Annotated in this window: 11 protein-coding genes; 2 read left to right on the top strand and 9 right to left on the bottom strand. The window is 51.6% G+C overall.

The genetic code is table 11. From position 1 onward, the window contains the following. Nucleotides 1–8 precede the first annotated feature (8 nt). From EDM59_RS09465 to EDM59_RS09440, 6 genes are all read right to left on the bottom strand, one after another. On the bottom strand, nucleotides 9–1,406 hold the full coding sequence (locus EDM59_RS09465) for a S8 family peptidase (RefSeq protein WP_246010953.1): 1,398 nt from the start codon (nucleotides 1,404–1,406) through the stop codon (nucleotides 9–11). 69 nt (nucleotides 1,407–1,475) lie between these two features. Continuing rightward, nucleotides 1,476–2,123 carry a trimeric intracellular cation channel family protein gene (locus tag EDM59_RS09460; protein ID WP_122923321.1) on the bottom strand — a complete coding sequence of 216 codons (648 nt, stop codon included), beginning with the start codon at nucleotides 2,121–2,123 and terminating at the stop codon, nucleotides 1,476–1,478. A gap of 22 nt (nucleotides 2,124–2,145) precedes the next feature. Then, nucleotides 2,146–2,919 (bottom strand): Cof-type HAD-IIB family hydrolase, encoded by a 774-nt coding sequence (locus EDM59_RS09455; protein WP_122923320.1) that lies wholly within the window; start codon nucleotides 2,917–2,919, stop codon nucleotides 2,146–2,148. A 129-nt stretch (nucleotides 2,920–3,048) separates the two neighbouring features. Further along, on the bottom strand, nucleotides 3,049–4,164 hold the full coding sequence (locus EDM59_RS09450; RefSeq protein ID WP_122923319.1) for an ABC transporter ATP-binding protein: 1,116 nt from the start codon (nucleotides 4,162–4,164) through the stop codon (nucleotides 3,049–3,051). A gap of 110 nt (nucleotides 4,165–4,274) precedes the next feature. Then, nucleotides 4,275–5,294, bottom strand: coding sequence for a PucR family transcriptional regulator (locus EDM59_RS09445; RefSeq protein WP_122923318.1), 1,020 nt, complete (start codon nucleotides 5,292–5,294; stop codon nucleotides 4,275–4,277). Between the two features lie 38 nt (nucleotides 5,295–5,332). After that, nucleotides 5,333–6,238, bottom strand: coding sequence for a metallophosphoesterase (locus EDM59_RS09440; RefSeq protein ID WP_122923317.1), 906 nt, complete (start codon nucleotides 6,236–6,238; stop codon nucleotides 5,333–5,335). A 164-nt stretch (nucleotides 6,239–6,402) separates the two neighbouring features. Here EDM59_RS09440 and acsA point away from each other — a divergent pair, with 164 nt between their 5' ends. Beyond that, complete coding sequence (gene acsA / locus EDM59_RS09435) at nucleotides 6,403–8,118, top strand: acetate--CoA ligase (protein ID WP_122923316.1); 1,716 nt, start codon at nucleotides 6,403–6,405, stop codon at nucleotides 8,116–8,118. Between the two features lie 52 nt (nucleotides 8,119–8,170). Here acsA and EDM59_RS09430 read toward each other — a convergent pair whose 3' ends face one another. The 3 genes from EDM59_RS09430 to EDM59_RS09420 form a co-directional block, all read right to left on the bottom strand. After that, complete coding sequence (locus EDM59_RS09430; RefSeq protein ID WP_122923315.1) at nucleotides 8,171–9,187, bottom strand: cation diffusion facilitator family transporter; 1,017 nt, start codon at nucleotides 9,185–9,187, stop codon at nucleotides 8,171–8,173. Further along, nucleotides 9,156–10,271 (bottom strand): flavin-containing monooxygenase, encoded by a 1,116-nt coding sequence (locus EDM59_RS09425; protein WP_122923314.1) that lies wholly within the window; start codon nucleotides 10,269–10,271, stop codon nucleotides 9,156–9,158. Before EDM59_RS09425 ends, EDM59_RS09430 begins: the two co-directional genes overlap by 32 nt. A gap of 141 nt (nucleotides 10,272–10,412) precedes the next feature. Then, nucleotides 10,413–11,774, bottom strand: coding sequence for a hypothetical protein (locus tag EDM59_RS09420; RefSeq protein ID WP_122923313.1), 1,362 nt, complete (start codon nucleotides 11,772–11,774; stop codon nucleotides 10,413–10,415). A 321-nt stretch (nucleotides 11,775–12,095) separates the two neighbouring features. Between EDM59_RS09420 and EDM59_RS09415 the strand changes: the two genes are divergently transcribed. After that, the gene (locus EDM59_RS09415) at nucleotides 12,096–12,845 is read left to right on the top strand and encodes a (2Fe-2S)-binding protein (protein ID WP_122923312.1); all 750 of its coding nucleotides are present in this window, start codon (nucleotides 12,096–12,098) and stop codon (nucleotides 12,843–12,845) included. The last annotated feature ends 129 nt before the right edge of the window (nucleotides 12,846–12,974 follow it).

Here is a 12,974-nt window from a genome sequence, read left to right as displayed (position 1 = left end):
AAGTTTCTTCATTCAAAACCAAAGCGAAGACGCAGCAAAAATTTATTGAGGAGGCCGCCAAAAGTTGGTGGGGCTTGCTCGGATTGGGCTGGCTCCGTATGCAGTTGTCTTAATGTGCGATTGACGTCAATCATCCCGAATCCGTACAGCTGGTCATGTCCAGGTGGGCCCAGATCGAGGGCAGAGCTGCGAATGAGCTCCATCACGTCATGGGATTTCATATCCGGATGAACGGACCGTACGAGCGCTGCCAACGCGGCTACATGTGGACATGCCATGGACGTTCCGGACAGGGAGGCATAGTCGCTGTAGATGTAGGTGCTGGGGATATCGACCCCGGGTGCTGCCACGTCTACATAGTCCCCAAAATTGGAGAAATCGGCGCGTTCCTTCAGGTGATCAACGGCAGCAACGGAAAGCACTTCATCGTAGGCAGCGGGGTAGCTAGGCTGATCAGATGCGTCGTTTCCCGAAGCTGCGACCAGCACGACATTGTTGTCGTAGGCGTACTTGCACGCTTCCTTCAGAGCGGCTGAGGAGGTGTAGTTTCCTACGCTCAGGTTGATGACATCGGCACCGTGATCCGTCGCCCAGTAGATGCCTTGCGCGATATCTACAGCCGAGCCTGAGCCATCAGCACCGATCGCTTTGATCGGCATGAGCTTGCTTTTCCAGGTCATCCCGGCAATGCCGTCCTTGTTGTTTGTTTTGGCCGCAATCACCCCGGAGACATGCGTGCCGTGACCATTGTCATCCTGCGGCTTATTGCTGCCGTCAAGTACGTTGTAGCCCTCTACGAGCTTGCCTTCAAACTCTGGGTGCTCCATGTCCACTCCTGTATCGACAACAGCAACAATGACGTCACTGCTGCCCTCGCTGACATCCCAACTTTGTTCCATTCCAATCAGCGAGAGGTTCCACTGGTACTCCGTATAGTAGGGATCGTTCGGCGTTCTGTTCGGAAGCAACAGAAAGTTTGGCTCCGCAAAAACGGAGTCCGGATGCTCGGCCAGCTTCTTCATCAATTGCTTGGTAGTGAGGCTGCGTGATTTGATGATGATGAATTTGTCAAAGTCCCGTTTGATTTTGGCATCGAGGGAGGCGACCATTTTGTCTATCGTTTTCTGATCAGGGCGCGGTGAAAAGCGAACAACGACTTCATGCTCGATATAATGGCTCCGATCGCGAGGGTTGTGGTGCAGCGTCTGAATGTGGCTGCGCTTCTCCAAGCCTCGGCGTATGTCTTTTACTTGTTCGATGTAGTTGATCCTCGGGATACTGGCATTCAGTGAAGTGACCCGAGGATGGGGCTCGCGCATTTCCTGCTCCGCATTTTGCTGCATGCGATAGGGAACGACGACGAGTCCGACCAAAGCGACCGCGACGACAATCGGGGCAAAGCGCAAAAAAATCACTCCCTCATGTGCTTATGGATATAGCCTGCACACCGAGAGAGTGATTATGAAGGTAAAAGCTTACATTCGATTGTTTAAAGGTCGTGGAGCAGAAGAGGGGGTGGGTGTGGGACGCAAAGAGCGGCGTGGAAGCTTCCAGCCCCGATAGACAGAAACCATTCTGCACACGATGATAGCAGAGAACAGTGCATACAGCTCGGGAATAGATGTCGCCCATTTTAAGCCGACCGCGACACCAGCCACCATGGCCCAAACCGCATAGATTTCTTCCTTGAACACGAGAGGCTTACGTCCTGCAAGCACATCGCGGATAATCCCGCCGCCGATACCGGTCAAAACAGCAGCGACGATCGTTGCGCTGAGGGGATAATTCATTTGAGTTGCATACATCGCCCCCTGAATCGCAAAAGCGGAAAGCCCGACAGCATCGAAAAACAGTCCCCATCGGTTCCAATAGCCAATATATTTGTGGGGGAGGACAAAGACGATGAGCATAGATACGAGTGCGATGGTAAACAAGGTGCCTTGATTCCAAAAAGCAGTAAGCGGGATACCGAGCAAGATGTTGCGCAAAATCCCTCCACCAAATGCGGTAGCCATCCCCAAGACGATGACGCCGAGAAGATCGTATTCTTCCTCCATCGCGATGACAGCGCCGCTGATCACGAATGCGACCGTTCCAATAATATTAAACCATTCCCAAGACATGCTTTTTCCTACATCCTTCCTACTAAATCAGCCCTAGTTGTAATAATCCATGATGAATGCCGTCCTCATCGACGTGACGGGTAATGCGGTTTGCATATGGTTTGAGCTCCTCGTGGGCATTCCCCATCGCGATTCCCATTCCGACGTAGGCGAGCATCTCTTTGTCGTTCAGTCCGTCACCAAACGCGACAGCTTCGTCCGGGCTGTAGCCAAAATGGCGCAGGGCCGCTTCAATGCCTTTTGCCTTTGAGCCGTTTGGCGGCAAGACGTCCAGAACTTGCTTGTGCCAGCGTACATAGGAAACCTCGTGGAAACGATCGACATACGGCTCCTCTTCATCCGCATTGCAATAAAGAAATGCTTGGTAAATAGGTGCTTCCGCCCAGTAGCGGTGACGATGAGACGGAGCAGGCAGGCGCAAGGAATCAAACGATTCGATGACGTACGGATGATCGCTGACGTTTGCATAGCAGCTGTCAGCACTGAGGAACACCATGGGATGCTGATTTCCGTCTGCCATTCCCTCAAGCTTCGCCAAAGTCTCTGTAGAAAAAGGTGTGTGTGCGATCACGTTGCCTTTACTTACCACATAAGAGCCGTTAAAGCTGACAAAGGTATCGATGCCCAGCTGATTGGCGATCTTTGACAAGTGATAAGGCGAACGCCCCGTGGCGATGGCGATCTGGACGCCTTTTTCCTTCAGGCGCTGTACGGCTTCGATGGTTGCTGCAGGTATGGCATGCTTCGTATTAAGCAGGGTACCGTCAATGTCAAAAAAGACAATTTTATACGCCATTTTCTTTCCTCTCCACTCTTTCTCTGTATAATCCAAGAATCAGGAAAATCGTGCCTGATCCAAAAGATTTGATCGTAAAAAATAGAAAAGGGAATGTCGGAAAAAAGACATTCCACCTTCACTTTGCTATTAGAATACAGCCAGTTCCGTCTCGCTGTCAAATACATGGCATTTGGACAAATCCATTCCCAGTTTTACCTTCATTCGGGGCTTCAGGCCTTCTCTGGCATCTACGCGAGCAACCATTTGTGTCTGGGCTATATTATGGAAATAAACGTACAGCTCCGAGCCCATATTCTCGACGACATCCACATCTGCTTCGAGGAAGCTGTCAAATGGATTCGCTTCGATAAATTGCGCGTCACTGTACAGGTCTTCGGGGCGGATGCCGAAAATGACGCTTTTGTTGACATAGCCTCGCTCACGCAGTTGTTTGGCCTTGTCTGTCGGGAAGGTCACGATCAGCTGATCTGACTCGAAAAATAGCTGGCCCTCTCGTTCGAAGACGCTGCCTTTTACGAAGTTCATCGCTGGGGAGCCGATGAAGCTGGCGACAAACAGATTTAGCGGATGATTGTAAATTTCAGTCGGTGTCGCTACCTGTTGGATGAGTCCATCTTTCATGACAACGATGCGGTCTCCCATCGTCATGGCCTCTGTCTGATCGTGAGTTACGTAGATGATCGTTGTGTTCAGGCGCTGGTGGAGCTTCAAAATTTCCGTGCGCATCTGAACCCGCAGCTTGGCATCCAGGTTGGACAGCGGTTCATCCATGAGAAAAACCTGTGGCTCACGCACGATTGCACGGCCCAATGCGACCCGCTGGCGTTGACCACCAGACAGCGCTTTTGGCTTGCGGTCGAGCAAGTGGGAAATATCGAGGATCCGTGCAGCTTCCTGAATGCGTGCATCGATATCCGATTTGGAAAATTTGCGCAGCTTCAGCCCGAAAGCCATGTTCTCGTACACATTCATGTGAGGATAGAGGGCATAGCTTTGGAAGACCATGGCGATATCCCGATCTTTTGGGGCGACATCGTTGACGCGTTTTTCTCCGATGTACATATCGCCTTCCGATATTTCCTCCAGACCCGCAATCATGCGCAGGGTCGTCGATTTCCCGCAGCCTGACGGACCGACGAGGACGAGGAATTCCCGATCCTGAATTTCCAGATGAAAGTCATCTACTGCGGTTACGTTGTTGCCGTATTTTTTGTAAATGTGGTTTAAGGTTACTTTTGCCATAGTCGTGGATACCCCCCAAGCAGCGTGAAGACAATCATGGATGAGGTTCTACTACAAGGGTACCAAGTCAAGACAGATGGCTCTACGGTAAAATTGTACGAATTGTTTGGTCAATTTTGCCGAAAGAGCAGCAATAGCTGGAAAAGGATGGCATGTGGAAACTGTCGCGGGTCGAGTCCCGTTTGTTCTGTCAGCTTGTCCAAGCGGTAGAGAAGGGTATTGCGGTGCACATACAGCTGGCGGGCCGTATCGCTGATATTCCACTGGCACTGAAACAGCGTCTCCAGCGTCTCGATCTGTTCTGCGCTCAAGGTATGAGCGGTGATGGAGGGAGGAAGGCTGCGCAAAAGCTCGAGTCTCGTCTCGGGTGGCAAGGCAGCTGCCCATTGCTCTAACGGATATTGCCAGGAGCCGGCAACCATGGTCCGAGGACGAAAAGCGGTCAACGCGTGGGACAGGGAGAGAAGCTCTTGCAGCGCTTTTCCGAGCAAAACGGGCGTCGAGATCGTTCGGCTGACCAAAAGGCGGACATGCTCCATCTGCTCGGTCGAGACGAGATCATGCAGCCCGGATGCCCACTCCAGTAACTCTTCCGGATCGTTTTGATTTCCAAGGATGGAGATGGGGACGAGAAGCAAATAATAGGAGCGACCCAGCGGGATTCCAAGAAAAGAGGAATCCTCTCCTTTGAAAAAGTCTTGGAGCAAGGGCTGGAGGGTTTGCCACTCAAAGACGCTCTCCCATCTGGAGTGCTCCATGAGAAAAACAGCGCGCGGCTCACGCCAGGACCAAAGCTGTTCGAGGCGGGCTGGGGGAGAGATCGGTGAGCCATGACAAATGCTATGTAACCAGGCGGAGACCTGATTGATTACAGATCCGCCCGTTCGAGTGGCTTGCGGGGTGAAAAAAAGACGGAGCATTGCCCTGGCAGATACATGCCACGAGAGACTTTCAATGAAAAGAAGCCAAACCGCTCCCGAGTCATCCTCTGCAATGGCCGAAAGCTCCCACCCGCGCTCTTGGTGCTCAAGCAGGAGCTGGTCGACTGATACACGAGAGGTCTGAACGCAAATAATAGGCAAACCCGTTTCTTGACGAATCTGTTCAGCGTAGTTCATCCATTGTTCCATGCAAGCGCCCTCTCCTCGCCTTTTTCTTGCATTATACCTCAGTCAAGGGCGAGCGTGGCAGAAGCTTCCTGCATAGAAGTGGCGAAGGGTGCATTTTGTCCGTGGGGGAAATAGGCTGAGCCCGCCATGGTGTGCAGGGTGATTTCCGGCCGCGAACGCAAGCGGATATTAAGCCCAGTCTGCCCCAGACCTTCACTGATGTAAAAAGGGCGCCCATCCACGTGATGCAGCCCCACTACCATGTTCAGCTTAGGCAGCTTGCCCATTTTCGCGAGGTGAAACGGACGCGGCCAGTGAATCTGCCCTCCGTGGAAGTGACCGGAAAGCAAGTAGTCGTACGAGTAATTCTTCATGTGCAGGACCACGTTTGGATCATGGGTGAGCACCAGTCTTGCCCCTGTCATGGGTACGTGCTCAAAAGACTTGCCTAGCTTGCTGTGTCCTGTTGAGAAGTTGTCTACTCCGATGATGTGCAGGGGGTTTCCGCGATGGGAAATCGTTACATGCTGGTTGATGAGTACCTTGCAGCCGATGCGCTCAAGCTCCGTTTTCAGGAGGGCGAGCTTGGAGGCTGGCAGTACGTAATCGTGATTGCCGAAAACGACGTAGGTGCCGAGGGCAGGTTGCAGCGTCATCACCGTTTTCACATAGTGAATCGCCTTCGGAATGTTTTTTTGACGGTCTAACAGATCTCCGGTGATCGCAATGAGATCGAGCTGACGATCGGAAAAATCCTCGACGACTCTGGATGCTTCCACAGAGATATTTTCCATGTGCAAATCAGACAAGTGCAAGATAGACAACGGCTCCCAATCCGCGGGATCAGGGAGTCTGCGGGAAGGCTGAAGCGGGACGGATACATATTTGGTATGAACGTCAAATGTATTGCGGTAAGCGCGAATGAATAACAGGGCGATAGCTACGGCAAGGAACAACCATATCATTTCCGGATGCCATCTCCTTCTTGGGTGTGAGTACCGCTCATTATACTAGATTTGTACGAGCTTCGAATAAGTAGGTTACTGGCAGAAGGAATTTACAAAGAAGTGCAGAAATATTATGAAAGTTGAATGAAAAAGAATCCATTGGAGTCTAGGAGAGTGAAAGTATGAACGTGGAAAAAATTCCGGCTACGGAAGGTCGGTTTAATCTGAGTAATTACGACGAAGTCTACGCGAACTTTGATTGGGCTGAAGTGGAAAAACAATTCTCTTGGCACGAGACAGGGAAAGTAAACATGGCGTACGAAGCCATTGACCGCCATGTACTGACTGATCGTAAAGACAAAACCGCTCTCATATACAGTGATCTGACCCGGGATGAAACGTACACGTATGCACAGCTTAGCGAGCTGTCCAATAAATTCGGGAACGTCCTGCGCGGGCTGGGAATTGCAAAAGGAGACCGCGTATTCGTCTTCATGCCTCGTACGCCAGAGCTTTATGTAAGCGTTTTAGGGACGTTAAAAGTGGGCGCAATCGTAGGGCCGCTGTTCGAGGCGTTCATGGAAGCAGCTGTGCGCGATCGTCTGGAAAACAGTGAAGCTGTTGCGATCATCACCACACCTGCGCTGCTGCCTCGTGTTCCGGTGAACGAACTGCCTGCTTTGAAGCACGTGATCGTGGTAGGCTCCAAAGACGAACTGGCAGAAGGACAAATCAGCTTCGAAGCAGCGATGGCCGAAGCCTCCTCCGATTTTGAAATCGAGTGGGTCGACCGTGAAGACGGAATGATCCTGCATTATACGTCTGGATCTACGGGGAAACCCAAAGGTGTCTTGCACGTACACAATGCCATGATCCAGCACTATCAAACAGGAAAATGGGTACTGGACCTGCAGGAGGACGACATCTACTGGTGCACAGCCGATCCAGGCTGGGTAACGGGTACTGCCTACGGGATTTTTGCCCCTTGGCTGAATGGTGTGACAAACGTAGTCCGCGGCGGACGTTTCACACCGGAATCCTGGTACGAAACGGTAGAAAAGTACAAAGTCAGCGTCTGGTACAGCGCACCGACTTCCTTCCGCATGCTGATGGGAGCAGGGGATGAGCTGGTCAAAAAATACGATTTCTCCAACCTGCGTCACGTTTTGAGCGTCGGCGAACCGCTCAATCCAGAGGTTGTGTATTGGGGCATGCGCGTATTCAACCATCGCATTCACGATACATGGTGGATGACGGAGACAGGTGGCCAGTTGATCTGTAACTACAAATCCATGGCGATCAAGCCTGGCTCGATGGGCAAACCGATTCCGGGAGTCTACGCATCCATCATCGACGACCAAGGCAATGAGCTGCCGCCAAACCGCATGGGGAATCTGGCTGTCAAAGTCGGCTGGCCAGCGATGATGCGTCAAATCTGGAACAATCCTGCGAAATATCAGGAGTACTTCCATATCCCGGGCTGGTACGTTTCTGGCGACTCTGCCTACAAGGATGAAGAAGGCTACTTCTGGTTCCAAGGACGTATCGATGACGTGATCAATACATCGGGTGAGCGCGTCGGTCCGTTTGAGGTAGAAAGCAAGCTGGTCGAGCATCCAGCTGTAGCGGAGGCAGGTGTGATCGGGAAACCGGACCCTGTTCGTGGAGAGATCATCAAAGCGTTCATCGCGCTCCGTGCCGGTTATGAGCCTACCGATGAACTGATGGAAGAAATCCGCAAGTTTGTGAAGGAAGGTCTGGCTGCGCATGCCGCGCCGCGTGAGATCGAATTCCGCGACAAGCTGCCGAAGACGCGCTCCGGTAAAATCATGCGCCGCGTCTTGAAAGCATGGGAGCTGGGCTTGCCGACTGGCGACCTGTCTACGATGGAAGACTAATAACAGAACAAGCAAAAACCATCTCCTATCAACAGGGAGATGGTTTTTTTCGCTAATGCTCGTGCTTCGCTTTTTCATGGGAATGATCGTGTCCCTGACAGATATGCGCGTGACTGAGCGCTTCATGGTCCTCCTGATGAGAGCCTTCTTCACAATGCAGTCGGTCGTGCTGGACCGAAGAATTTTCGATTTGGATCGTCGCGTGGGTGATCCCAAAATCATGCTCCAATACCTGGAGGGCCTGTGCCAGTATCGGATAGCTAGGCAAATCGTCCGCTGCGATCAAATGGCAGGTGAGGGATTCGAAGCCGGAAGTAACGGTCCACACATGCAAGTCATGTACAGCAGTGACACCTTCCAGCTGCTGCAGCCTTCCTGCGATCTCGGTGGTGTCAAGTCGGCTCGGCGCTCCTTCCAGCAGGATATGGACGGATTCCTTTGTAACCCGCCAAGCGCTGAGCATGATGAGGATGGCGACGACGACACTGATCAGGGGATCGGCGATATACCAGCCAAATGCCCACATCAAAATTCCGCCAAGAATGGCGCCGATGGAACCCAGCATGTCACCGAGGACGTGCAGATAGGCGCTTCTGACATTCATATTTTCCTTGTAGTCTCCACGCATGAGGACAAAGGCAGCTGCGACGTTCGCCAACAGCCCGACAGTGGCAATGATAATCATGGTTCCACTGGCGACCTCAGGTGGTGCAAGCAGGCGCTGGTAGGCCTCCCAGATGATGATCAGGGAAATCACGACGAGCGTGACACCGTTGATCAAGGCAGCCAAAATTTCAAAGCGGTGCATCCCAAACGTCTTCTGGGCAGATGGTGGGCGCGAAGCAAAGTGGAGGGCAATCAAGCTCAGCAAAAGAGCCGAGGCGTCGCTGAGCATATGGCCTGCATCGGAAAGGAGCGCCAAGCTGTTCGTGAAGAAGCCTCCGATAATTTCTACAATCAAAAACAACGTGATGATGCAGAGGGATACAAGCAAAGCCTTTTTGCTGGCACCTCTGCCATGGTGATGGTGACTATGATCATGAGAGTGATCGTGATGGTGGTGTCCCATACATCGTGCCTCCTATAGAAACAGTTTCCGAGCGAAGAAAGTCTACGATTTCGTTTGTCAGCATAGCCGCGTCATGACCAACGCCGCCCATCAAGGCAGACTGCCGATTGCGCTGCCACGGCAATCCCAGAAAAAACAGTCCGGAAACTGGGGAGACGCCTTTTTGATGGAAAGGGCGGCCTAGCTCGTTGCAAGCACCGAGTACGTCCAGCCATGTATAGTTGGGGCGATAGCCCGTTGCCCAAATGATCGTGGAAAAGTCAGCGGTGCTGCCATCTTCAAAAACAGCGGTACAGCCTGACAGGGACACGGTTCGTGGTGCTATTTTTAGTTTGCCTGCACGTTGCAGCTGCCCAAGCTCCTTTTTGTATCCGAAAATGGGGTCAGGCAATGAGCGGTACAGCCTTCCGAGCCGGGAAGAGGATGGAGCAGTAAGCAAGCCCAGTGAGCGTAGGTAATAAAAAATAGTTTTACCCAAAATGGAAAGCGGCAGATGGGTTCGTGACTGCCCGATGGATAAAAAAACGGAATGCTTTTGCGCCAGCTCGGTCGCGATTTGGATGCCTGAATTGCCTCCGCCAACAACAAGTACGGTGCCTGGGTCCACCTGCTGCCCATTTCGAAAGGTGGCCGTATGCCATTGCGCGATCTCCTTCCCAACGTGGCTATGCAGAGAAGGCCAATAGGGCTCTTGAAAAGGACCAGTCGCGACAACTACCGACCGTGCACGAAAAATCTGCTCCTGCGTGTGCACCAGATAGCTCCTTCCCTGGTTTTCCACGCGCAGGACTTCAACACCAAGCCGGATAGGGAATGAATGGTAGCGGGCATACATTTCCAAATAATGAGCCGCTTCATTTTTGTCTGGAAATCCATGTCGATCTCCGGGAAAGGGGAGTCCGGGCAAGTCATTAAAAGCACGTGGAGTGAAAAGAATCAAAGAGTCGTAGCGTTCGCGCCAGCTTGTACCGACACGTATATTTTTTTCCAGAATGACAAAGGAAAGCTTATGTCGTTGAAGGTAGTACCCGATGGATAACCCCGCTTGGCCTGCGCCAATCACGATCACGTCGTAGTCAGTCATGTGTATCTCCTCTTTCTTGACTGTCTTTCCCTAAATCATACCAGATACAATATAATATTCAAGTGATCATTTGAATGTTTTCGGACAACAAAAAAAGCCGTCTCGCAAAAGAAAACGGCTTTTCAAAATGAAAGTGAAAAACTAGCTAGCGGTACGAGAATAAGCACGATGTGGCGATAGATCTCCCCGATGCCGAACATACAGTGGTCCCCAAGAAGGGTTGGCATCGTGCATCGTTTTCAGCAAGGCCGTCATACGGGAAAAGGCATCGGAAATGGGGACTTCACCCGCAATGGATGCCGTGACCGCAGCAGCGACGACATGTGCGGCATACATGCCTGAAACGACGCAATCGTGAACAGCTTGTGATTCGGACAAATGTGTGCGGATATCCCGAACGATTTTTTCATCGTGATTCTGCCAGTTTTGAATTTGGCCGAGGGCATGTCCTTCCAGACTATTTAATCGTGCATTGGTAATGGTGCGAGCGACAATCGCCGCTGACTTTTTGGCAGTCTCTACATCTAGGGAGGTCCTTCCGAGAAGAATTCCTGAGTGGTCTTTATCTGTTTCTTCCTGTAAGGCTTCCGCCCACTCGGCGGCATTGTCGAACTGGAGGAGGCGAACGGTCTCGGCGGCTAGGTAGCCTCGCAGAATATCTGCTGGGTGAGGATCGTTTTGTGGACCCGTGTTGCGCAAAGTGGGTACTCCCGTGTACGCCTTGTTCAATCCGCGGAAATAGCCGATCAAACCGATGCCTGCGGCCGGGCCTGTATTTAAAATGCCGAGGACATCCGAGGCGGTCTCATCGATACGTAGCGCCCAGTAGTTGGCTAAAGTAGAATGGGACAGCTCATCAGCCAAAGCGTCGTAAACATGATGCTGCAGCTCGGCGAGCAATCCTTTGTCTGCGTGCAGGATGTCATGTCCGGCTGTTTCGTGGCCAAGCGCTGACCACGCCAACAAACCATGCCGAGCATTGGCCGGAGGGAGGTTGACAATTCCTGTTTTGATGTCAAAGTGGGCGGCAGCTTCAGCCGTCCAGGTATAGGGTCCAAACTGGGGGCGTCCCCATTTCACGAGAGGAGCGATCAGGCTTTCATCCGGTGGCTTGATTCCTTTCCTGTCTTCCTCACTTAAAAAGCCGTCGTACAAATCGCTGACTACTTCCTGAAAGGCATCAGTTGCTTCACGTTCGTACGCTTCACTGTTTTGGAGAATGGCGTGAGCAATATCAAAAAACAACCCGGCCTCCCGTTCTTTTCGAGGATCGCGGTTAAGCATGCTGTTGAATCCAGCCTCGGAAAGCTTGTCCACGGCTAGCATAAACGGTTCATAAACATGTACGCGATAAAGCGGCGGGAGGGTGTCGGCAGCATCTTGCAAACGCCCGTACAGAGAGTGGTACTCGGCAGGATCTGCTGGACCTGTGTTTTCGTCCATGGCAGCGGACGTGACGTCGTCCATGCAGGCTAACAGATGGCGGAAATCAGGATGGTTCATGCGTGACGCCTCCATTCGTCTAGAGAGTAGGTGCTCCGGACACGGTTACGTCAAATCATGTGAGCGGCTTTTTGGGGGACCCACCTCCTTTCCAGATGGACGAGAGTTGGTACTTCTATTATAAAGGGTTGGAACTGGAATAAAAAGGATGGGAGTATAGGTGATTGGAAGCAATTCTTGCTAGCATGATGTAGGGCGCTTGTCCCGTAGTGAGACAATCGAAACACAAAAAACTGGGAATCTTTTCATAGCGTGCTGTCTTCGGTACAATGAAAGTGAGAATAAGAATTATTATCACATGATGCGGAAGGTCGTGCTTACATGAATCGGGAATGGTCAATGTATTTAGCAAAACAATACGGCATCTCTATCGAAGACGATCTTTCGCAGACAAAAGGTGAGTATCGGGTACAGGATCTGATCGACCAGAAGCTGCAAATGAGGGAGTTTTTAGAAGAGCAGAGCAGTCAAATGAATCATGCAGCGTTAGCTGTCACGGGCACGCTGTTTGCCAAGCGTTATTCAGTCCTTAGCATGGGGTTGTTCGATGCGCTTATCCGCTATCAGATTATTTTGGATACCTCGCCTCAGCATACGTTTATTACGCGCAAAGATGGAGGGGAAATGGGGATTGTTCTTCCTCGAACGGCGGTAAAGCTGTTGAGCGAGCTATCAGACGATGAAGTCGAGGTCTTCCTGTCTTCTTTTGTGTACAAGCACCTGACTCCGTTGTTTCAGCGGGTGTCCGAGGTGTCGAGAACCAAGATGACACATCTGTTTTCGCAGATTTCCTATAACACCGCACAGAAGGCTTTGCAGCTGAAAATGGACATTCCCGAAAAAGCGTTGCAGATCGATGGGCAATGGAAGGCATTACTAGAGGGTCCCGCTAGCTGTGACCGAACGAAAAAGAGTCCACTTGCCATGGAGTTTCGCCTCTATCACCCGTCAGATGGAAGCAGTCCCTATTATATCCGCAAGCACTGTTGTCTCGCTTACATCGTACGTGGCGGCGATAAGAGCCGGGCTTGTGATTCATGTCCGCTGCTTACGGACGAGGAAAGAGACTGATTACGGCTGACGACTCACGGCAGCTATGCGAAAGAACCCGTTTCATGCCCAAGTGGAGGTAGGGAAGTGGAGGAAGCGGGGGAGCAAAGAAAATGGTTGTATGTTTGTCCCGAAATGAATATAATTCGA

It is taken from the genome of Brevibacillus nitrificans (assembly GCF_003710965.1).
Lineage (GTDB): Bacteria > Bacillota > Bacilli > Brevibacillales > Brevibacillaceae > Brevibacillus > Brevibacillus centrosporus.
This window is presented reverse-complemented; position numbering and strand designations above follow the sequence as displayed.